Origin of the sequence: Chelativorans sp. AA-79 (assembly GCF_029457495.1) — a bacterium.
Lineage (GTDB): Bacteria > Pseudomonadota > Alphaproteobacteria > Rhizobiales > Rhizobiaceae > Chelativorans.
The window spans coordinates 63551-83501 of record NZ_CP120362.1; the positions used below are offsets into that span (position 1 = coordinate 63551).

General features: G+C 62.0%; 22 protein-coding genes and 2 pseudogenes. 14 read left to right on the forward strand and 10 right to left on the reverse strand.

Features of this window, described 5'->3' with window-relative positions; all coding sequences use genetic code 11:
- The first annotated feature begins 174 nt into the window (after positions 1-174).
- Both PVE73_RS26190 and PVE73_RS26195 read left to right on the forward strand, forming a co-directional pair.
- On the forward strand, positions 175-423 hold the full coding sequence (locus PVE73_RS26190; RefSeq protein WP_277367728.1) for a plasmid stabilization protein: 249 nt from the start codon (positions 175-177) through the stop codon (positions 421-423).
- Positions 420-833: a type II toxin-antitoxin system VapC family toxin gene (locus PVE73_RS26195; protein ID WP_277367729.1), complete on the forward strand. Its 414-nt coding sequence runs from the start codon at positions 420-422 to the stop codon at positions 831-833. The genes PVE73_RS26190 and PVE73_RS26195 overlap by 4 nt, the downstream gene beginning before the upstream one ends.
- A 51-nt stretch (positions 834-884) precedes the next feature.
- Here the strand turns inward: PVE73_RS26195 and PVE73_RS26200 are convergent, their stop codons facing one another.
- Positions 885-2120, reverse strand: coding sequence for a site-specific integrase (locus PVE73_RS26200; protein ID WP_277367730.1), 1236 nt, complete (start codon positions 2118-2120; stop codon positions 885-887).
- Positions 2121-2245: 125 nt separating this feature from the next.
- Here PVE73_RS26200 and PVE73_RS26205 point away from each other — a divergent pair, with 125 nt between their 5' ends.
- Both PVE73_RS26205 and PVE73_RS26210 read left to right on the forward strand, forming a co-directional pair.
- A complete protein-coding gene (locus tag PVE73_RS26205) occupies positions 2246-3295 on the forward strand; it encodes a DUF1403 family protein (protein ID WP_277367772.1) in 1050 nt (349 codons plus the stop codon).
- A gap of 3 nt (positions 3296-3298) precedes the next feature.
- Entirely contained in the window at positions 3299-4006 is a 708-nt protein-coding gene (locus PVE73_RS26210) for an SMC-Scp complex subunit ScpB (RefSeq protein ID WP_277367731.1), read from the forward strand.
- A 277-nt stretch (positions 4007-4283) separates the two neighbouring features.
- On the opposite strand, the gene PVE73_RS26215 is transcribed toward PVE73_RS26210, so the two are convergent.
- Genes PVE73_RS26215 through PVE73_RS26240 form a run of 6 tightly spaced genes read right to left on the reverse strand, consistent with a single transcriptional unit; the run spans position 4284 to position 9642 of the window.
- The gene (locus PVE73_RS26215) at positions 4284-5051 is read right to left on the reverse strand and encodes an aldolase/citrate lyase family protein (protein ID WP_277367732.1); all 768 of its coding nucleotides are present in this window, start codon (positions 5049-5051) and stop codon (positions 4284-4286) included.
- A gap of 9 nt (positions 5052-5060) precedes the next feature.
- A complete protein-coding gene (hpaH, locus tag PVE73_RS26220) occupies positions 5061-5861 on the reverse strand; it encodes a 2-oxo-hept-4-ene-1,7-dioate hydratase (protein ID WP_277367733.1) in 801 nt (266 codons plus the stop codon).
- Positions 5851-6735 carry a fumarylacetoacetate hydrolase family protein gene (locus PVE73_RS26225; protein WP_277367734.1) on the reverse strand — a complete coding sequence of 295 codons (885 nt, stop codon included), beginning with the start codon at positions 6733-6735 and terminating at the stop codon, positions 5851-5853. Before PVE73_RS26225 ends, hpaH begins: the two co-directional genes overlap by 11 nt.
- On the reverse strand, positions 6732-7712 hold the full coding sequence (gene hpaD, locus PVE73_RS26230; protein WP_277367735.1) for a 3,4-dihydroxyphenylacetate 2,3-dioxygenase: 981 nt from the start codon (positions 7710-7712) through the stop codon (positions 6732-6734). The genes PVE73_RS26225 and hpaD (PVE73_RS26230) overlap by 4 nt, the downstream gene beginning before the upstream one ends.
- Before the next feature lie 20 nt (positions 7713-7732).
- Positions 7733-9241 carry a 5-carboxymethyl-2-hydroxymuconate semialdehyde dehydrogenase gene (gene hpaE / locus PVE73_RS26235; protein WP_277367736.1) on the reverse strand — a complete coding sequence of 503 codons (1509 nt, stop codon included), beginning with the start codon at positions 9239-9241 and terminating at the stop codon, positions 7733-7735.
- Positions 9238-9642, reverse strand: a complete 405-nt coding sequence (locus tag PVE73_RS26240; protein WP_277367737.1) for a 5-carboxymethyl-2-hydroxymuconate Delta-isomerase — start codon at positions 9640-9642, stop codon at positions 9238-9240. The genes hpaE and PVE73_RS26240 overlap by 4 nt, the downstream gene beginning before the upstream one ends.
- Positions 9643-9757: 115 nt before the next feature.
- Between PVE73_RS26240 and hpaR the strand changes: the two genes are divergently transcribed.
- Positions 9758-10279 carry a homoprotocatechuate degradation operon regulator HpaR gene (hpaR, locus tag PVE73_RS26245; protein ID WP_346772428.1) on the forward strand — a complete coding sequence of 174 codons (522 nt, stop codon included), beginning with the start codon at positions 9758-9760 and terminating at the stop codon, positions 10277-10279.
- Positions 10280-10334: 55 nt separating this feature from the next.
- Here hpaR and PVE73_RS26250 read toward each other — a convergent pair.
- Positions 10335-11139 (reverse strand): annotated as a pseudogene (locus PVE73_RS26250) (IS5 family transposase).
- Positions 11140-11413: 274 nt separating this feature from the next.
- On the opposite strand from PVE73_RS26250, the pseudogene PVE73_RS26255 reads away from it, so the two are divergent.
- Positions 11414-11548, forward strand: a pseudogene (locus PVE73_RS26255) (IS110 family transposase); the annotation flags it as partial.
- Here the strand turns inward: PVE73_RS26255 and PVE73_RS26260 are convergent.
- A complete protein-coding gene (locus PVE73_RS26260) occupies positions 11504-11977 on the reverse strand; it encodes a hypothetical protein (protein WP_277367781.1) in 474 nt (157 codons plus the stop codon). The pseudogene PVE73_RS26255 and the gene PVE73_RS26260 overlap by 45 nt on opposite strands.
- A 28-nt stretch (positions 11978-12005) precedes the next feature.
- Positions 12006-12248 carry a hypothetical protein gene (locus PVE73_RS26265; protein ID WP_277367782.1) on the reverse strand — a complete coding sequence of 81 codons (243 nt, stop codon included), beginning with the start codon at positions 12246-12248 and terminating at the stop codon, positions 12006-12008.
- 172 nt (positions 12249-12420) lie between these two features.
- On the opposite strand from PVE73_RS26265, the gene PVE73_RS26270 reads away from it, so the two are divergent.
- From PVE73_RS26270 to PVE73_RS26305, 8 genes are all read left to right on the forward strand, one after another.
- Positions 12421-12876 carry a hypothetical protein gene (locus PVE73_RS26270; RefSeq protein ID WP_277367739.1) on the forward strand — a complete coding sequence of 152 codons (456 nt, stop codon included), beginning with the start codon at positions 12421-12423 and terminating at the stop codon, positions 12874-12876.
- Positions 12877-13367: 491 nt separating this feature from the next.
- Positions 13368-13625: a hypothetical protein gene (locus PVE73_RS26275; protein WP_277367740.1), complete on the forward strand. Its 258-nt coding sequence runs from the start codon at positions 13368-13370 to the stop codon at positions 13623-13625.
- Between the two features lie 586 nt (positions 13626-14211).
- On the forward strand, positions 14212-15192 hold the full coding sequence (hpaD, locus tag PVE73_RS26280; protein ID WP_277367741.1) for a 3,4-dihydroxyphenylacetate 2,3-dioxygenase: 981 nt from the start codon (positions 14212-14214) through the stop codon (positions 15190-15192).
- 34 nt (positions 15193-15226) lie between these two features.
- Entirely contained in the window at positions 15227-15763 is a 537-nt protein-coding gene (locus PVE73_RS26285) for a TRAP transporter small permease subunit (protein ID WP_277367742.1), read from the forward strand.
- Positions 15756-17063, forward strand: coding sequence for a TRAP transporter large permease subunit (locus PVE73_RS26290; RefSeq protein ID WP_277367743.1), 1308 nt, complete (start codon positions 15756-15758; stop codon positions 17061-17063). The genes PVE73_RS26285 and PVE73_RS26290 overlap by 8 nt, the downstream gene beginning before the upstream one ends.
- 58 nt (positions 17064-17121) lie before the next feature.
- Entirely contained in the window at positions 17122-18231 is a 1110-nt protein-coding gene (locus tag PVE73_RS26295; RefSeq protein ID WP_277367744.1) for a C4-dicarboxylate TRAP transporter substrate-binding protein, read from the forward strand.
- A gap of 325 nt (positions 18232-18556) precedes the next feature.
- Positions 18557-18967: a MarR family winged helix-turn-helix transcriptional regulator gene (locus PVE73_RS26300; RefSeq protein ID WP_277367745.1), complete on the forward strand. Its 411-nt coding sequence runs from the start codon at positions 18557-18559 to the stop codon at positions 18965-18967.
- On the forward strand, positions 18925-19935 hold the full coding sequence (locus tag PVE73_RS26305; protein ID WP_277367746.1) for a PDR/VanB family oxidoreductase: 1011 nt from the start codon (positions 18925-18927) through the stop codon (positions 19933-19935). Before PVE73_RS26300 ends, PVE73_RS26305 begins: the two co-directional genes overlap by 43 nt.
- The last annotated feature ends 16 nt before the right edge of the window (positions 19936-19951 follow it).

Genomic DNA, 19951 nt, shown 5'->3' on the forward strand with positions numbered 1-19951 from the left:
GTCAGTGCAGTCCACTGTGACAAATGACACCTGAGAGCCGCATTGAAGCCGAATTTACAAACATAGAAGATACGGATAACCGATCGTTTGCAGGCATCTTGCCATCAAGCCATCAAGAGACATCTTGATGGCTTGATCACGCTCTGCTATATTTGCTCAAAGAAGGAGGCGTCCATGGCCGAACCCCAGCTTTCCGTTCGCAGCGCCAAAGCGCGTGATCTAGCACATCGACTCTCTCGCCGCGAAAATCGTTCAATTGCCGATATCGTTGAGCGGGCCCTCGAGGCCTATGAAGTGCGCGAAGCTGGCCGCGAGCCAGCATCGGCCTTCTATACCCGCATGGCCAAGGCCTACGGCACTGATATCGACCTTGAAGCGGTGATCCAGGATGATCGACGGGTTCATACGGGGCCCGAGCTTTGATTTTTCTCGACACCAATGTAATTTCGGAGACGCTGAGAAAGTCGCCCGAACCCGCCGTCATCGCCTGGCTGGTTCGCCACGATGCCGAACTGGCGTTGTCGACCGTGACGATTGCCGAGATCGCCTTCGGCATCCAGAAGATAAGGCCGGATCAGCGCGCCGACCGGCTCGAACAAGGGTTGCAAGATTGGCGGCGTCGTTTTGCTGATCGGATATTTGGTCTGACCGAAGAAGCCGCACTTGCCTACGGGGAAGTCATGGGCAGTGCCACTCGTCAGGGACGCGGAATGTCGGCGCCTGACGGCATGATTGCAGCGATCGCACGTGTGAATGGTGGTCGCCTGGCAACCCGCAATCTTACTGACTTCGAGACGACAGAGCTCGATCTCACATCTCCATGGAATTTCTGACGCCCTTCCAATGCTGCAGCCGCTTTAGGGGAGGGGAGGGGGCTTTGTCGCCTACAACCCGCTTGCCTTGGTGAGATTGACCCGGAACCTGTCGCGGCGGCGCTGATATTTTCTGGTCATTTCCGCGGACGAATGCCCAAGCTGTTTCTGCACATAGCGTTCGTCGACTTCGGCCGAGGAGGCGAGGCCGGCCCGCAGTGAATGGCCAGCAAATTTTTGCCCGCGTTCGCCCTCTGACAGGTCGCCACGGACGCCGGCGGCGAGTGCCGCGCGCTTGACCAGCCGCGCCACTTCCTGGCCGTTGAGCCGCTCGGTACCCACCTTCTTGCCCCGGCCGGTGACGCGACGGAACACGGGCCCGTGGGCGATCCTGCCGAGGTTGAGCCAGGTCTCCAAGGCAATAACCGGGCAGGTGGCGTCGGACGAGCCGCGGCCGATCTCGACCTCGCGCCAGCCGGTCTTGCCGCGCAGGGTGAGGAGCATGCCCTTGTCGAGGATCTCGATCCAGCCGCGGCCATCCTCGGTGTGGTCGCGGCCGACATCGAGACCGACGATTTCAGAACGGCGCAGGCCGCCGGCAAACCCGATCAGCAGCATGGCGCGGTCGCGCAGGCCCCGCAGCGTGCCGCGGTCCAGCGTTTCGAGCATGGCGATCAAATCCTCGGGCAGGATGGCTTCCTTCTGGCGGGGAGGGGCGGCGTGGGTGTTGCGGATGCCGGCCATGACGGTGGCGATGTGGCGGTCCTTTCTGTTCAGCGGCTGGCCGCGCTGGGAAAAATTCCAGGACAATGACGAGAGCCGCCGTTCGATCGTCGCGACCGAATTCGGCTTCTTGGCACCGGTCGCCGTGCCCGCCGCGCAGGCGGTGATGTAAAGCCCGACGGTCTGCGGGTCCGGGGGCATCGGCGAAAGCCCCTGGCGCCGGCACCAGCTGGCAAAATGCTTCCAGTCGGCCGCATAGGCCCGGCGCGTGTTGGCCGAGCTCGCCGCCTCGACATAGTCACGTGCCCTGTCGGCCAGACCATTCAGGTAGCCCGGGAAGCGTCCCGGCTCGCGTGCTATGGCCTGAAGGGAAGGGGAGGATGTCTCGGCTTCCCCCGGTGACCCTTGCGGCGTCCGGCCCATCTCCACGACGACATCGACGATGTCGGGCAGGTCGTCGGCGATGGGGACGTCGGGCTCGGCCGGGGCGGATGCGACTTGATCGACACCCGGTGCCGTTCCCTGCGATCGTGCGGAACGGTGCCGGGCACGTTTTTCGGGGTTTTGATCGACGTGAGATGCCATTTTGTAAGGATCGCACGATACGAACGATAATGCAACGTTATCAGTCATTATGGACCGACGACAGGCGCGGCGGTTTGGCGGCCAATCGCTTGCAAAAAGCGCCGCAACGCTGCACCCTCATGTGCATGATTCGCCACCCCAGCCTGCCTCCGCATCGCCGCGCCCGGCCGTCCGCCATCGATCCGGCCGCTCCAGCCACGCCGGTGCCGGCATGGCTGCGCCGCACGGTTGCGGGGGCCCAACCTCCTGCCGGGCAAGCGCTTGGCCCACATGCCCTTGGACGACATGGTGTGGACGATGTAGCCGTCACCGCGGGGGCCGCCATCTTTGCGCTCGATGCGGTGGTGCGTCGGCAGGAGCGGTGGGCCGGCGCCTGGCGGCAGCGGCTGGCACTGGCCGCAGCCGCGGTAACGGCGAAACAGGCCGGCCGCGTCGAGGATGAGAGCGCGCTGCGCGACGCCGTGCTGCTGACCAGGCCTGGCGACGATGTTGGGCCGGCCGGTCGTTTGCTCCTCGCTTGGCGCCGGCTGGCCACGCGGTCCACGGAGGATCTGCTGACGGAGAAAAACCTCGCGGCGGTGTTGGAAGAGTTCGACCACGCCCCGGATGATGAGGTGGTTAGCGACCGGGTGGAGGATCTCCGGCAACTCCGTGCCGGCGCCGGAACGGTCGGCATGCTGACCGGCGCGTTCATCGCTGCCGAGCGACATGGTTTTGGGCGCGCCCTTGGAGCCTGGCTCGCCGACGCCCTGCTGGCGCAACGGCTGGGATGGGCACATGCGGTGCCGCTGCTGGGCGCCGAGGTAGCCTTGGCCATGACCCCCGGTCGCCCGCGCCGTGTTGCGACTGTCATTGCGGCAACAGGCGTCGAGACGGAAGCCGAGCACGCGAAAGGTCTGCTTGCCGCGCAGGCGCGCGCGGCGCTGCGCGCGGTCGATCTGTTTGTTGAGCTTGAGCGTCGCGCCGACCGGCTGCTCGGCGTCGCCCCAAAACTTCGGGCCAAGGCGGCGGACGCTGTCGTTGACAAGCTGCTGTCCGACGATGCGATTGTCGCATCGGAAAAGATCGCCGGCATGAGTGACCGCGGGCTGCGCCGGCTGTTCGACCGGCTGGTCGAACTCGGCGCGGTGCGTGAACTGTCGGGCCGCCCCACCTTCCGTATCTACGGGCTTTAGGAAATGGCTGAAGCAGCGCGCGAGAGGCGAGGCCGATCAGATGACCGCCGTTCAAATGACCATTTGTTTGACCGTGAGTTGGATCATCTGCCGCCGGAGGCGCGCTGGCGCGAATGGATGCATCGGGTCGAAGCAACCATTTTTGCCGCCAGCGAACCCGTCAGCCGCGAGACGCTGGCGCGGATTGTCGGCAAGAGCTGCAGCATCGATCTTCTCATCGACGACATCCGCGCGGAACTCGCCGGCCGGCCCTACGACCTGGTCGCGGTCGCCGGTGGCTGGAAGCACCTGACCCGGCCGGCCTATGCCGACGCCATCCGCACGGCCATCGGCGCCAGCGAGCGTGCGGCCGACCTCACGCAGTCCGAGGTGCTGGTGCTGATGTGTGTGGCGTACTTCCAGCCAATCACCCGGGCTGAGCTATCCGCCTTTTTCGGCCGCGAAATCAGCCGCGACCTGATCGGCAATCTCCGCGGCTTCGGCTTCATCGCCTCCGGCCCGCGCGCGCCCCAGCCTGGCGCGCCCTACACCTATGTCACGACCAAAGAATTCCTGCTGCACTTCGGCTTCGACACGCTCCGCGATCTTCCCGACATTGAGGCGCTCGAGGATGCAGGCCTCCTCAGCAAGGAGAGGCTTCTGGCGGGCGACATCGTGCCGGTCCTCTCCGGCGACGCAGAAGAGGATGTCGGCATGAATGGTGATGAATAGGACGGCGCTTGGCCGCCGGTCGACGGCGCGGCAACTCGATACCTTCGTCGAGGCCGCGTGGGCGGCCTTTGATGATCTTCTCCGACAACGGCACCGATTTGATGTCGCGGCGATCCACCAGAGGCAGGAGGAGGACCGCCGTTTCGCGTTCGGCGCGCCACTCCCCCGGCGGTGAACAGTTCCGTTTCTGGACATTCGCAAATAGGCGTTCCTTCAAAGTAGCGGAGGGTGTCAGCCTCCACGCCGTGTGGATTGGTGAGGCCCGTGGCCCGTACCGTCAGCTCTCAACGGCGTTGCGGATGTTGGCGAGGCCCGATCTAAGGGCCCCTACGTCCGTCCCAATCGCAACGAAGGTAGCGCCCTTTTCGAGATAGCGCTGGGCAATGGTCGGATTGGCGGCAAGAATCCCGGTGGGCATGCCCAGCGCGACGAGGCGTCCGATCGCGTCCTCGACCACCTCTATGACCTCGGCTGCCTCGGCCCGTCCGGTGAACCCCATGTCGGCTGCAAGGTCGGAAGGTCCGATGAATACTCCGTCGACGCCTTCGGTCGCGGCGATCGCTTCGAGCTTTTCGATTGATCGCCTCGTCTCCGCCTGGACGAGCAGACAGACTTCCGCGTCGGCCGTTTGAAGGTAGTCGGGGATCGAATTGAAGCCCGACGCCCTGGCGAGCGCCGCGCCGATCCCGCGCGTGCCGCGAGGGGGATAGCGCATCGCCCTCGACATCGACGTCGCCTGGTCGGGCGTGTCGACCATGGGGACGAGAAGCGTCTGCGCTCCGATATCGAGCATCTGTTTGATGTGGGTCGCATCGGCCACCGGAATACGCACCACAGGACTGCTGGGATAGGCGCTCATTGCCTGTAACTGATGGAGAATACTGCGAAGGTCGTTCGGTCCATGCTCGCCGTCGAGCAGCAGCCAGTCGAACCCGGCTCCCGCGCAAAGTTCGGCGGAAATCGGATTGCCCAGTGCGACCCAGAGGCCAAGCTGGCGCTGTCTGCTCAACAGAGCTCGCTTGAAGCGGTTGTGTGGTGCGGGCATCTCATGTTCCTATTCGAAGCGGCAGTCGACCAGGCCGTAAGGGCCGAAATCGGCGATGATCTTGTCGCCCGGCCGCGCCTCGACGGGCCGCACGAAGGAGCCGGACAGCACGATCTCGCCGGCCCTGACCCAGTCGCCATACTGCGCCAGCCGATTGGCGAGCCAGGCGATGCCGCCCGCGGGATTGTTGAGCACGCCGGCGCCGAGGCCAGTCTCCTCGACTTCGCCGTTGCGGAACACGATTGCGCCCATCCAGCGCATGTCGATTTCGGTGGGCAGCAGCTTGTGTCTGCCGAGCACTACGCCGGCATTGGCCGCGTTGTCGGCGATGGTGTCGCAGACGTTGCGCGTCTTCTTCGTTTCAGGATCGACGCGCAGAATGCGGGTGTCGAGGATTTCGAGAGACGGAGCCACGTGATCCGTCGCCGTCAGCACGTCGGCGACCGTGACGTCCGGACCTTTCAGGTCGCCGCTCATCACGAAGGCGATCTCCGCCTCGATGCGAGGCTGGATGAAGCGGCCTTCCGGCACGGTTCCGCCGTTCTCGAACAGCATGTCGTCGAACAGGATGCCGGAATCGGGAATGTCAATGTTGAGCGCCTGCTGCATCGCCTTGGAGGTGAGCCCGATCTTGCGGCCGATGACGCGGCGTCCGTTTCGCTTCTTCTTTTCCACCCAGGCCGCCTGCACGGCATAGGCGTCGTCCATCGTCATGCCTGGATGGGCGATCGACAGCAGGCCGATCTGCCGTCGTGTGTGTTCGGCTTCATCGAGCGCTGCCGCCACCTGATCAATTTCCTCACGTGTCATGGCGCATTTTCTCGTCAGCGACCGTATTGCGCAGCGTACCGATGCCTTCCGCTTCGACTTCGACCACGTCGCCGGGCTTCAGCCAGACCGGCGGATCGAAGCGCGCTCCTGCCCCGGTCGGGGTGCCGGTGACGATGACGTCGCCGGGCGCCAACGTGGTGAAAGTGGAGATGTAATTGATGATCCGCGCGAAGGAGAAGATCATGCGGCTTGTGCGGTCTTCCTGCCGCGTTTCGCCGTTGACTCGCGTGGTCAGGCGGATGTCGGCAAGCTGCGCCTCGTCCTCGAATGGAACCAGCCAGGGCCCGATCGAGCCGGTTGCATCGAAATTCTTGCCCTGCGTGACGTTGAACTTTGCATGCCGCACCCAATCGCGGATCGTGCCCTCGTTGCAAAGCGACAGCGCCGCGATATGCGACAGCGCATCGGCCTGCGGAATGCGGCGTCCGGCCTTGCCGATGACGATGACGATCTCGCCCTCGTAGTCGAGCTGCGGCGATTCCGGGGGACGTATGATCGGCGCATCATGGCCGACGAAGGAGCGCGGGAACCGAACGAACAGCGACGGGTTCGGCGGCGCTTCCTGCCCGTCCTTGTATTCGGCGTTTCGGTCGGGGAAGTTGACACCGACACAGATCAGCTTTTCGGGTGCCGGAATCGGGATCTCATAGGTGATTTCGTCGAGGCTAAAATCGATCGGCAAACCGGCGGCCTCAGAGGCAATCTTCGACAGCGCCCCGGCCGCTATGACCTCGCGCAGCGACGGCCATTCGGGACAGCGGATCGACAGGTCGACAACGCCGTTGTCGCGCGCAAGGCCGTAGCGGGACATTCCTTCGGCGTGGAAGGAGGCGAGAAGGGGAAGGTTGTTCATGGCGCGACGATCGGCTGAGCTTGCAACTTCGGCTCTTCGACCGCCGCGCCTTCGAACAGCGTGCCTTCCTCGAACCAACTCCTGGGCGCGGGCGCGCCCCATAGCGTCTGTCGCTGCGGGTCCTTGAGGTCCCATTTGATCGGCTCGAGATCCGGATCGACTGTCAGGTAGTCCGAGCAATAGATCTCGATGCGATGACCGTCGGGGTCGCGGATGTAGAGAAAGAACGCGTTCGAGATGCCGTGGCGTCCGGGGCCACGCTCGATGTTAGCTAGGTAACCGGATGTCGACATCAGGTCGAGCAGGTCGATGATAGCGAGCGGCGTCGGCACCCAGAATGCGACGTGGTGGAGCCTGGGGCCGCGGCCATTCGTGAAGGCCATGTCGTGAACGCCGCCTTTGCGGTGCACCCATGCCGCCCATAGTTTCTTCGTCTCCTCGTCCTCGGTGTATTCCGTCACGCGGAAGCCGAGTTCGTTGTAGAAGGCGACCGAGCTGTCGACATCCGTCGAGAAGCAGTTGAAATGGTCGATGCGGAGCGGCCGAACGCCTTTGTAGAGCCTGTATTGCTGGTGGATCGGCCGCAGCGTCTCCATCTGGTGGTAGAATTCGAGTGGCACGCCGAACGGATCCTGCGTCTTCAGCGTCCGGCCTTGATGCGGACGCTCCACCCAGGCGACAGGCAGCCCCTTTGCCTTGAAGAAGGTCTCGGCTTTGTCGAGGTCGGAATCCGAATAGACCTTGAAGCCGAGGTCCCGCGCGACCGGCTCCTCGCCCTTCTTCAGGATGATGCAGTGGTGATTGCGCTCCTCGAGCGCGCGCAAGCAGATTCTGTTGCCATCCTCATATGTGACCTGCAGACCGAGCGCCTCCGCATAGAACGCTTTGGAACGAGTGAGATCCGTGACTACGAATTCCACGTGGGAGAGGCGAACGATGTTGAAGTCTGGGTAGAGATTGGGTGATGGTAACGGCATCGCTGTACGTCCCTCCGCCTTCAGCCGAGCTTGGTGACCTTGTGCGCCTCGGTCGCGAAGGCCACATTCTTGGTTTCCATGTAAAAGTCGAACGACCAGTCCCCGCCGTCGCGCCCGATGCCGGAGCTCTTCACGCCGCCGAAAGGAGTTGGTAGGTGGCGCACATTTTCCGAATTCACCCAGATCATGCCCGCCTCCAGGGCCTCGGAGAATCGAAAGGCGCGGGTGACGTCCGAAGTCCACAGATAGCCGGCCAGGCCGTAGCTGACGTCATTAGCTAAAACCAGCGCCTCCTTCTCGTCGGAGAAGGGAATCGCCGTGAGCACCGGCCCGAAGATTTCCTCCTGGGCGATCCGCATCGTGTTCTTCGCGTTGGTGAAGAGCGTGGGCTCGACATAGCAGCCTTCGCGATCGGCTTTCCTGCCGCCGACCGCGATCGTCGCCCCCTCCTCCATCGCTAGGTCGAAATAGGACAGCACCTTCTTTTCATGGCTAGGATGGATCAAAGGTCCAATGATCGTCTCGGGATCGAGCGGATGGCCTATCTTGATGCGCGTTGCGCGTTCGGCCAATTTTTTTGTGAAAGCGTCATAGATTGAGGCTTCGACTAGAAGGCGCGACGACGAGGTGCAGCGCTCGCCATTGAGAGAATAGATCATGAAGACGGCCGCATCTGCAGCCCTTTCGAGATCGGCGTCGGCAAACACGACGACCGGATTCTTGCCCCCGAGTTCAAAATGGACGCGCTTCAGTGTGTCGGCGCCTTGCTTCATGATCATCGAACCGGTGCGGCTTTCTCCGACAAAGCCGATCGCCTTGATGTCGGGGTGTTCCGTCAACGCCTTACCGGCATCCTCGCCGAAGCCGTTGACCAGATTCCAGACTCCCTTCGGGAGGCCCGCTTCCTCGGCGACTTCGATGAGCAGGCTTGCCGTCAAAGGCGAGAATTCGGCTGGCTTGTGGACGATCGTGCAGCCAGCCGCGAGTGCCGGTGCGATCTTCCAGGTCGACAGCATGAAAGGAGTGTTCCACGGTGTGATGACGCCGACGGGCCCGATGGGGACTCGGCTCGTCACATTGACCTGACCCGGACCGTATAGCGAGCGCCCGTCGCGTGCTTCCGGCGCCTTGTCCGCGAAGAAGCGAAAGTTCTCAGCCCCACGCAGTGCCGCCTTCGACATGAACTTAAGCGCCTGCCCCGTGTCCATACATTCCACGAAGGCGATCTCTTCCGCTCGCGCGGCGATTGCATCGGCGATCCTGTGGAGCAGCTTGCGGCGCTCTGCGCCCGGCATTTCCTTCCACTCCGCAAAGGCAGCCTTCGCCGTTTTGGCCGCCTTGTCGACGTCCGATGTCTTGCCGTGCGCGACATTGGCGAGCGGCTTTAGGTCGATCGGAGAAATTGTCTCGAACGAAGTGCCGTCATCAGCAGTAAGCCACTCGCCGCCAATGCGGTTCCTCACCCCTTCCCGATGGAAGCGCGCGAGATATGCCTTCGCCTTTTCGAGGTTTTCGTCGAGTGTGGTCACCAATGATCTCCCTCCACATGGCCGCGTATGCGCGGGTGGATGCTGTTCGCCTTCCAACTGAGTTCAGGATGAATCTCCACGATTTCGAAGGAGAGGCCGAAGTACGGCTCCGCCAGTTCCGGCTCCAAGCAGTCACGAAGCTTTGCAAAGATCACCTCGCCCGCCCCCTTGAGCGTCTCCACCGAGCGCCCGGCGCCGACGCGGAGTTGCAGGTGCAGGAAGGCGTTTTTTTTATGTGCGTCGGCGATCGCGAAATGCCTCGCCGGATGAGCCCTTACGCGGATGCCACCGGGCTCGAAGACGCCGGTCTTCAGAGCTGTTTCGCGGATTCTCTCGCAAAGTCCCTGGATGTCGACGCGGGTTTCGAGATTGGCGGAATATTCAACGATGAAATGCGGCATTGGCCTTGCTAGTAAGCACGGATTACATTAACATGTTAACTATATGAGCGCGTCTCGCAACGCAAGCGGTTTTGTGGCAGGCATATAGAGGGGTGACGCACCATTGGGCGACAAAATGACTTTGATAAACGCTAAAGACCTGAATTCACGTGCGGAAATGATGCCGCGCCTCACCCGTCGCTCGCTAACGATCGCGTTACTGCGAAGCCGCGAGAAGTTGATGTCCCGCATGAGGCCGCTGCTCGCCAGCCATAACATCACCGAGCAACAGTGGCGCGTTTTGCGCGCCATCAACGAAGAGCAGGAGGTAGATGCGACCGATGTGGCGCAACGCAGCTGCATCATGGCACCCAGCCTCACCAGGATTCTACGCCATCTCGAAGAGCGCGGACTCATCGCCAGGCGCCGGGACGTCAATGACGGGCGCAGAACGATGCTTTCCATGACAGACAAAGGCGTTCGACTGATCGCTGAAGTTGCGCCGGAAAGCCGACGCATCTATGGCGATGTCCGCGCCCGGTTCGGCGAAGAGCGGTTCGAGTTGCTCCTTGATTTGCTGGAAAAATTTAATAATCTCCCGGAGGAAACCGGACGGAATCTGCCTCCGCCGGCCGGTCGAGAATCACCCCCGGATTAAAAATATCGAGCGGCTCTAAGCTAAGAATCCGACTCAAAATTAATACTCATTGATTTCAAGCCCTTGCGATGAGCCTTGTCGTTCGGCGGATGGAGGCGATCAGAAGCCATGCATTGGAAGATGCGATGGTGGCCTCCCAGTCCTTGGCGAGACGGCGGCAGTGGCCGAGCCAGGCGAATGTCCTTTCGACAACCCACCTCCGCGCGATGACGACGAAGCCTTTTGCGCCATCGGGACGCTTGACGATCTCAATGGTCGGCCCATCCATGCTCCGCATGGCGGTTTGAAGCTTTTCGCCGGCATAACCACCATCGGCGAACAGATGGGCGAGCGTTGGGAAACTCTCCTTCGTATCGGCAATGACATTCGGCGCGCCATCTCTGTCCTGAATGTCGGCGGTGTGCGTGATCGCGCCCAGCATGTTGCCCTCGGTGTCGGTAAGGATATGGCGCTTGCGGCCCTTGATCTTCTTGCCGGCGTCGAAACCGCGAGGCCCGCCGCTTTCCGTGGTCTTCACGCTCTGGCTATCAATCGCTCCCGCAGTCGGTTCCGCCGCCCGACCAGCCAAAAGCCGCGCCGACATGACCAGCGTTTCGTTGATGATGTCGAGCATGCCGCTGTCGCGCAGCCGGTAAAAAGGGCGGAAAGTCCTTCGGCAGCATCGCCCACTGGCAGCCAGCCGCCGCAATATACTGGATCGCGTCCCATATTTCCCGCATCCGCCATTTGCGCGGCCGACCGACCTTGCTTGGCGCAGGCATGAACGGTTCGATCAACGCCCATTCCTCGTCCGTGCAATCACTTGCATAGCGCAGCCGCCTGCGGTCATATTGCTCCCGGGTGATTTCGGTCCAAGCCACCTGATCCTCCGTAGTCTTCGCAAACCACTGAGAATCATAACTTGCTCACCCAACATAATTTTCGGTTGGGCTCTCAGAAGGGCTCTTCGCCGGTACCGCCTGCAATAACGTGCTGCTATGAGATCGGCTACGACGGATTTTGGCTGGCGCGGCTTCTTCGATCAAAAGGCTGGAACGTTCATGTGGTCGAGCCGGCCAGCGGCCTGAGGGAGATCAGAGTCGGTTTGTTACCAACCTCTCTGAAAGGATTTGCTGTGCCATGTCAGCAGAATCAATGTCGCCGCCTGCCGCCATCCGGGTTGATCTTGGCGCAATTTTCGTTTCGCTGGAACTGTCGAAATCGACTTGGCTGGTGACCTCGCTATCACCTGGCAGCGAGCGGATGTCGCGTCACTCGGTGCCGGGCGGGGAGGCGTTTCAGCTTGCGGGCTCTGGTGGCCAGCGCGGTATCGGCCCTCAGGGCCGCACGTTGCGCCACCTCGACCTCCTGGATTTGACGCTCGACCAGTGCAAGCCGTTCGGCCTCGCGCCGAATCTCCGCGAGCAGCGCTGCGTCCAGCGTCCGGCCATCGCCGGTGCGCGCGTCAGCGAGCCGATGCAACCAGTCCCGCGCGCCGACCTTGACGGCCGTCATGCCCTGGGCCGCCAGCAAGCGCTTGATTCGGTTGCGGTGCGCGGTGCGCTCGTTCACCAGGCGCTCGCGCTCGCGCGTCTGCCGGCGGGCATCCTCGATCGCCGGTGCCGGCACACACACCACCCGCGTCATCTCCGTCTCGCCGCGCTCAAGACGCAGCAGCACCCGCAGCAACCCGAGCGTGTCAACGCGGTCGGTCTTCACGCGCCGCCAACGCCGGGGCACCTCGAGGCTAGCTGTCCTGTTCCCGCAGCCACCGGTGCAGCCAGAACCCGTCACGCCCCGCCTCGTAGCAGCTCACCACGCGCATACCTGGATCACCAACCATCTGGCGCTGACGCGCAATCAGCGCCGATAGCGCATCCCGGTCGCCGCCGGCGATCTGGAAAAGCCGGGCGTGCCGGTCCCCAGGCAGCAATATCCCCACCGTCCAGCAACGGCGGCCAAGATCGAGCGCGATGTAGATCGTCGGCACCTTCGAGCTGTCCTCTTCTCTGATCGTTATCTCCTCCCTCACGGTTCGGGGTTTAAGGATCACCTCATGGTACCCGCACCAGGAGGTGCCTGTCGCATAGCTTCTATGGGGCGAGCGGCGAGGGCGTGGCACCTTTGGCGCTGTTGGAAACGACCGCTGAAGGAGCTCCCCCATGTCGCAATCTTTTGACGCGAGCAGGTCGCTCGCCACTCTCGAACAGGATAACACGATCGTCGCCGTCATCGAGATGAGCCACGCGAAGTGGCTGTTGGCTGCGCTTGTACCCGGCATCGAACGCCAGCCTCTGAAGAAGCTCGGGGCCGACGCGGAAACGCTGCTGAAGCTGTTGCAGTGCTGGCGCGACGAAGCCAACCGGGCCGGACGCTCGATTAAGCGCATCGTCGTCGCCTATGAGGCCGGCCGCGATGGCTTCTGGCTGCCGCGCTGGCTCAGGACGCGTGGTGTCGAGGCTTATGTCATGCATCCCGCCAGTGTTGCGGTCTCGCGCGAGCACCGGCGCGCCAAGACCGATCGCCTCGATACCGAGCTTTTTGATGCGCGCCTTTCTCGGCTGGCTGCGCGGCGAGAAGCGCCATTGCAGCATGGCGGCGATCCCGACGGTTGCTGAGGAGGACGCGCGGCGGCCGAACCGCGAGCGGGAGAACCTGGTCACGGAGAAGACACGGATCGTCAACCGGATCAAGGCGATCCTCGCCCGCTTCGGCATTCGCGCCTTCAAGCCGACCCTGCGCAAGGCCGCAGACAGGCTCGAGGCCACCGCACGGCGGAAGGGACGCCGCTGCCGGACAACACGCGCGCGGAGCTGCGCCGCTACCTTGAGCGGCTGTGACTCGTGCGCGAGCAGATCCGCGCGATCGAGCAGCAACGCCTGCGCCGGCTGCGGCGGACGGCCCGCACGCGATGGTTCGCATGCTGGCACGTGTCATCGGCATCAGCGTCGAGACCGCGGACATGCTGGTCAACGAGATGCTGTCGCGCCAGCTGCGCGATCCCGCGCCGTGGCGCGCTATGGCGGCCTGACGGGCGCGCCGGACGAGAGCGGCAAACGCCGCCGCGAGAAGGGGCTGGCACGCCGGCAATGTCCGCGTGCGGCGCGGCATGATCCAGTTGGCCTGGCGGCTTCTCCGGTTTCAGAAGGACAGCGGTCTCGCCCGATGGTTCCAGGCGCGCACGAGCGACGGCCGCGGCACCACGCGCAAGACGATGATCGTGGCGTTGGCGCGCAAGCTGCTCATCGCGCTGTGGCGTCTCGTCACCACCGTGAGATGCCGCACGGAGTGTCTCGCGTCCGACATCATGACGGCCAGCAGCAAAGAGGAGGACGACTGGGACATCAGCTTGGCAGCCCCTCCTTAGGGTTTGCCGATGACGATCCGAGGCGGTGGCGTCCCGGCTTGGCACATGGGGCTTGGCCCCGCAATTAAGAATGGGCCCGCCGCCCCGGAGCTCGCCGTCGATGCGCATGATTGCATCATGGTTCCGATCCACTGGGATCGACCGAATACAAGTCCGCCGCGCGACTTCCACGCCCGGCTGATCGCGAGCTCCCCTCGGAATTGTCGTCGTCTATCCCAAGCTGCCGGAAAGCTCGCCTGACCATCGGAGCCTGCCGCAGTGCTCGTGACCGTCAAGGGCAGGTCGCTTCGCAATGGCCTGCGGCCATCCTTGACCGTCCCTGTGCGCGGCGGCCAATTCAAAGTCAGGTCGGGACGAGGAGATGGTCGCCAGTGGCCGAACAAGGAGATGGGAAATCGCCGCAGATCAAGCTTGACAATCATCGCCCCATACAAGTGCCAAGCGACATGCGGGACGCGTGACTTCAGGTTGACAGGGGCAGCAAGCAGAGATAGTTAACGTATTAACTGCCTTGCATTGGCGTTTTGTGACTGGGCGTGTGACGCGATCAAGTTCGATATAGACATCTCTATGCCTTGGAGGCTGAATGCCCTTACCCTCTGCAAATCTGTATCCGCCTTTCAATATCGTGCGCCTGAGTCACGCCGACCTGACCGTGACCGATCTTTCGCGATCGCGCGCCTTTTATGCCGAGACGATCGGCCTGCAGATTACCGACGAGGACGACGACACGATCTATTTCCGCGGGCTAGAAGAACGCACGCATCACTGCCTTATCCTGCGCAAGGGCGATGCGCCTTCGGCCGATGCGCTGGGTTTCAGGGTCTATGACGAGGAAGACTTGGATCGCGCGGAAGTTCATTTCAGCAAGCAGGGCCGTGACGTGTCGTGGATCGAGCGCCCCTTCCAGGGGCGGACCCTGCACACAACGTGCCCCTTGGGGATCCCGCTTGAATTTCATGCCAGGATGGACAGGCTTCCGCCGATCCACCAGAAGTATGATCTGTACAAGGGCGTCAGACCCCTGAGAATCGATCACTTCAACTGCTTCTCTTCGGATGTCGTCGCCTCGATCTCGTTCTTCGGCGAGCTCGGCTTCCGTGTCACCGAGTACACCGAGGACGAGGCGACGAAGAATGTCTGGGCGGCCTGGATGCACCGCAAGGGGGGGGTCCACGACATCGCCCTCACCAATGGCCTCGGCCCACGGCTCCACCATGTCGCATTCTGGGTGCCGACGCCGTTGGCAATCATCGACCTGCTCGATAAGTTGGCGACAACGGGATACGTGGGTAACATCGAGCGCGGACCGGGGCGGCACGGGCTGTCGAACGCGTTCTTCCTTTATGTACGCGATCCGGACGGGCATCGCATCGAGTTCTATTGCTCGGATTACCTCACTGTCGATCCGGATCTTGAACCGATCAAATGGGATCTAATGGATCCGCAACGTCAGACCCTGTGGGGGGCCGTTGCCCCGCCGTCTTTTTATGAACTTGGGACGGTTTTCAAGGACACGCCCACGAGGGAGCCGACCCTGAAGTCGGCGCCGCCGATGACGCACTAGACTTTCCGCCTGATCACAGCCTGGGAGGAACTCAATGGCGCCGAAACATAGATCGGCAGATATGCCCGCACCCTTGCGACTGGTCCACCGGATTCTCTTGGGCCTTGCCGGTGCGGTTCTTGTCGTGATGATGCTCCACATCTGCGTTGAGGCGGTTGTGCGCCTCGTCTCGCCATCCACGACGCTGCATACGCTTGTCATCGTTTCGACCTGGTACATGATCTTCCTTACCTTTCTGCCACTGCCCTATGTCGGAGATGTTCATGGATACATGTGCGTTGAGCTTATCGACCAGGTGGTGAAGGGGCTGGCCAGGCACCTGCTGCGGAGTGTCGTGTTCGTCCTGTCCGCCGTGTATTTCTCGATACTTGCCTATCTTACCTTCGAGGACGCCCTTGAGCAGATGCAGGTCGGCAAGGTGATGGAAACCGCCACGACATATCTGCCGATCTGGCCGCCGGTCTGGGCGCTGCCGCTGGCACTGGGCCTGATGGCGATCTGCGAGGTCATCCTCCTTGTCCGGACGACCAGGGAGCCCTCGGCTGGGAAGGGAGCGCGGGCAGGTGGATGATCCGATCGTTGGCATCCTTGGTTTCGTCGGGACGATAGTGCTGATCGCCCTGCGGGTTCCGATCAGCATCGCTCTTGGTGTGAGCGGAATGGTGGGTCTCTACATTCTGGTCGGCTGGCCGGCCACCACCGGGCTGGTGCAGACCTCGGTGTATGGTTTCGCCGCGAGCTGGAGCCTTTCTGCGATCCCTCTTTTCCTGTTCATGGGCGCTCTTTTGGAAAAATCGAATCTGATTGCCAAGATTTTCCGGGCCGCGAGGCTTTGGCTGAGCGGTCTGCCGGGAGGTTTGGCAATGGCGGTCAACGTCTCGTCCGCCGCCTTTGCGACGGTGTCGGGCTCGAGCATGGCCACCGCGGCGGCCATGGGCCGGATGGCCATTCCCGAAATGCTGGTCGCCGGATACAGCAAGAAGCTTGCGGCCGGATGCGTGGCCAGTGCCGGAACGCTGGGCTCGCTCATTCCGCCGAGCGTGCTGATGATCCTTTACGGTCTGCTTGCAGAAGTATCCATCAGCAAGATGCTGCTGGCAGGCCTGTTGCCGGGGCTCCTGACCATGATCGTCTATATGCTGGCGATCCTTATCGTTGCCAATGTCAGGCCGGATTCGGCGCCGCGGATAGACATCCGCCCCAGCCTCAGCGAGCGGCTGAACAGCCTGAAGGGCGTCTGGCCCCTGCCGATCCTGTTTGTGCTGCTGCTGGGCGGGATGTATTTCGGCTTCATCACCCCGACCGAAGCCGCCGCCATGGGTGCGTTGTTGTCGCTGGTCTATGGGCTTGCGATGCGCGGCTTCACGCTGAAAGGCCTTGTCGAGGCAACGGTCAACACGCTCAACAGCACGGCGCAGATCTTCATGATCGCCATCGGGGCGGTGATCTTCACGCGGTTCCTTGCGATCTCGGGGCTGAACCCCTTTCTGGTCGAGGCGATCCAGGGTGCGAGTTTTCATCCCGTTTTCCTGTTCATGGCCGTATCGATCATGTTCGTCATCCTAGGAATGTTCCTCGATCCGATCGGTGTCATGCTGCTGTCGATTCCGGTCGTCATCCCGATATTCGACGAGCTTGGATACAACCTCATCTATATCGGCGTCATCATCGTGAAATTCGTCGAGATCGGATTGCTGACTCCCCCGATCGGACTGAATGCCTTCGTCGTCAAGAGCGTTGTCGGAGACGAGATCAGCCTTGCCGATATCTTCAAGGGCATCGGCATCTTTCTGGTCTGCGAGCTGATCATCATGATCTTGCTGATCGGGATCCCAGAGATTTCGCTATTCATCCCCGAACGCCTCTCATGACCGGGGCCGTCGGGCCAGGAGTGACCCACAGAACTACAACACAGCAAGGAGGAACAAAATGCATGCCAAATTCATGAAGGCGATGACTGCCGGTATGGTCGTAGCCGGATCTCTCACCCCCGGGGCTTCGGCCGTCAGCGCGGAGACGATCCGCTATTCCACCCTGGTGAGCGCCCAGCATACAGGGGTGCAGGACTCGATGAAGCCGTTCTTCGACACGTTGGAGGAGAAGTCGAACGGCGAGCTCAAGGGCCGCATTTTTCCGTCCGGGCAACTGCTCAGCGCCCGCGAGACCCTCAAGGGAATTGCCGATGGCGCTGCCGATGCGGGCCTCATCATTCCGCAATATTTCGGTTCGGAAATCCCGTCTGTCCACATATTGGGTGACATGCTGAACCTGGGCGACGATCCGCTTGCGGTTGCCGGCGCGCTGAACGAAACGCTGTTGCTGGACTGTGAGCAATGCCTTGAGGAATATGCCGCATCCAATGCCTATCCGCTCACGAGCTATGCCTCGACCGAGTATATTCTGCAATGCAACCGCCCGGTCGCATCGCTGGAAGACCTTTCGGGGCTGCGCGTCCGTGCGGCGGGTATCATGGCATCCTATATGCAGGTGTTGGGCGCCAATGCGATCAGCCTGACATCATCGGAACAGGCCGAAGCCCTGGAGCGCAACCAGATTGACTGCACCACCGCACCGATGGCCTGGCACAAGGCCTATGGCATGCGGGGAAGCGTTTCGCATGTCACCGATCTAAGCATCGGTATTTCACGCGGCTTCGGGCTTTTCGTGGTCAACAAGGATACGTGGGAAAGGCTTGGCGAGGAAAACCGCAAGCTGATCATCGACGCCGCGCCGGAAATGGTAGCCGGGATGATGTTCGGAGAGATCAACGCCGATTTGGCCGAGCGCAAATGGGCAACCGAGAACGGTGTCGAGATCCTGGAACCCCACGATGAGCTGCGCGCTGCCATCACCAACATCCCCGGTGGCAAGGAGATCCTGCAGGAGCGGGCCGCGAAAGTCGGCGTGACGAACCTGGATGAACTGCTCGAGACGTTCGGCAAGAACCACGAGAAGTGGCAGGGCATCCTCTCCAGCAAGGGCCGGAGCCGCGAAGCCTTCGTGGAGGCCTTGCGTAGGGAAGTTTATTCCAAGCTGTAACGCGCCGACTACGCTCATCAGGCCAGATCACGAGCAAACCCAGAAGTGCGGGCGGTCTTGCCTGACATCCATTCGAAGCTAACAGGCTTTTCGTGTCAGTCGCCGCAAGGTGAGAGGGCGGAATCTCAAACGTTAGTTGCTAATAGCAACAAAATTGCGTAAAATGACCGCGAGAACTCAGCCGGGAGATTCAACGATTATTCGAACAGAGCAATCAGCGAACAGCGAAGCGAACCGGACCGGTGAGACACCGGCCCGTTCAAGGGAAATGCTTCACGCAATTCCCACAGTCCGCATCTTCGTTTTGTCGCATATCGCGACGAGGTTGGCCGAGACCAACTACGGCCAGCTTGCCGGACTGCGTTTGACCGAAGCGCGGATACTGGTGGTGCTGGGCGTGCTCGGGCCCTCAAAGCTCGAACGGATCAACCGTGAAATATTCCTTGAAAAAGGGCTGGCTAGCAGAACTGTCTCAAGTCTCGTCGAACGCGGCCTGGTGTGCAGGGAACCGCATCAGACGGATGGGCGCGCCGCGGAACTGTCGCTTACCGAAGACGGAAACGCACTGTTTCAGGACATTTACGAGAACATCCGTGCCTGGAACGAGGACTGGCTGTCGGTGCTGACGAATGTCGAACGGAACACCTTCCTGGACTGCATCGACAAGCTGACCAAAGCGGCGCGCGAGAAGGCATGCCAGCACTATGGCGCGCGGAACGCGGCGCGATCGTCATGACACAGGAACGGACCAGAAGCGCCAATATGGGAGCGTTGCGCAATGCGCGCGTGGTGGTAGTGGAAGAACTGGCAACCGATATCCGGTCGCTCGAGCTTGCGCCCCTCGATGATGATGGCTGGCCGGCAGCCGAGGCCGGCGCTCACATCGATCTGGTACTGCCGAACGGTCTAGTCCGCCAGTATTCGATTATCAATCCCGGCGAGCCGGACCGCTATACAATCGCTGTTCTGCGGGAGTCCCGCGGCCGGGGAGGGTCGGCCTATATCTTCGACGAGTTGAGCGAGGGCGACGAGTTGCGAATTGGCGGGCCGCGAAACAATTTTCCGCTGATCGACAGGGGCCGGCCTGTCTGCCTCATCGCCGGCGGGATCGGCGTGACCCCCCTCCTCGCGATGGCTCGGGTGCTCGCCAGGTCCAATTCGCCCTGGCGGCTGTACTACTGCATTCGCGATCGGCGCCAACTCGCCTTCGGCGATCTGCTCGAGCAGTTCGGACCACATGTCGACATCCATGTTGACTCCGAGGAAGGCGGTCCGCCCGATCTGGAAGACGTCATTCGGTCCGAACGTGAGAGCGATTTCTACTGTTGCGGTCCAGCGCCCATGTTGGACGCGTTTCGCAAGGCCACGGCATCGCTGCCGGCGGACAGGGTTCGCCTCGAGTCGTTTGATCCAGTTGCCGAGTCCGGCGCAACCGACGAGAGCTTCGAGATCGAACTTGCGAGGACCGGCACCACCCTCGTCGTTCCGCCGGACAAGTCGATCATGACTGTCCTGGAAGAGGCCGGCGTCGCCATCCTCTACTCGTGCCGCAACGGCCAGTGCGGGACCTGCGAGACGACCGTTCTCGAAGGCGTTCCGGACCACCGGGATTCTCTGTTGACCGAAGAGGAACGGAAGGAGGGCAAGACCATGATGGTGTGTTGCTCTCGCGCCAAGACACCCAAGCTTCGGCTCGATCTGTAGCTGTCGTGACGACAAG

Bases quoted from the DNA above. Each gene is read 5' to 3' on its own strand.
- PVE73_RS26190 (WP_277367728.1), top strand. From the start codon at position 175: ATGGCCGAACCCCAGCTTTCCGTTCGCAGCGCCAAAGCGCGTGATCTA.
- PVE73_RS26200 (WP_277367730.1), bottom strand. From the start codon at position 2,120: ATGGCATCTCACGTCGATCAAAACCCCGAAAAACGTGCCCGGCACCGT.
- PVE73_RS26205 (WP_277367772.1), top strand. From the start codon at position 2,246: ATGATTCGCCACCCCAGCCTGCCTCCGCATCGCCGCGCCCGGCCGTCC.
- PVE73_RS26210 (WP_277367731.1), top strand. From the start codon at position 3,299: ATGGCTGAAGCAGCGCGCGAGAGGCGAGGCCGATCAGATGACCGCCGT.
- PVE73_RS26215 (WP_277367732.1), bottom strand. From the start codon at position 5,051: ATGCCCGCACCACACAACCGCTTCAAGCGAGCTCTGTTGAGCAGACAG.
- hpaH (WP_277367733.1), bottom strand. From the start codon at position 5,861: ATGACACGTGAGGAAATTGATCAGGTGGCGGCAGCGCTCGATGAAGCC.
- PVE73_RS26225 (WP_277367734.1), bottom strand. From the start codon at position 6,735: ATGAACAACCTTCCCCTTCTCGCCTCCTTCCACGCCGAAGGAATGTCC.
- hpaD (WP_277367735.1), bottom strand. From the start codon at position 7,712: ATGCCGTTACCATCACCCAATCTCTACCCAGACTTCAACATCGTTCGC.
- PVE73_RS26240 (WP_277367737.1), bottom strand. From the start codon at position 9,642: ATGCCGCATTTCATCGTTGAATATTCCGCCAATCTCGAAACCCGCGTC.
- hpaR (WP_346772428.1), top strand. From the start codon at position 9,758: ATGACTTTGATAAACGCTAAAGACCTGAATTCACGTGCGGAAATGATG.
- PVE73_RS26270 (WP_277367739.1), top strand. From the start codon at position 12,421: ATGTCGCAATCTTTTGACGCGAGCAGGTCGCTCGCCACTCTCGAACAG.
- PVE73_RS26275 (WP_277367740.1), top strand. From the start codon at position 13,368: ATGATCCAGTTGGCCTGGCGGCTTCTCCGGTTTCAGAAGGACAGCGGT.
- hpaD (WP_277367741.1), top strand. From the start codon at position 14,212: ATGCCCTTACCCTCTGCAAATCTGTATCCGCCTTTCAATATCGTGCGC.
- PVE73_RS26285 (WP_277367742.1), top strand. From the start codon at position 15,227: ATGGCGCCGAAACATAGATCGGCAGATATGCCCGCACCCTTGCGACTG.
- PVE73_RS26295 (WP_277367744.1), top strand. From the start codon at position 17,122: ATGCATGCCAAATTCATGAAGGCGATGACTGCCGGTATGGTCGTAGCC.
- PVE73_RS26305 (WP_277367746.1), top strand. From the start codon at position 18,925: ATGCCAGCACTATGGCGCGCGGAACGCGGCGCGATCGTCATGACACAG.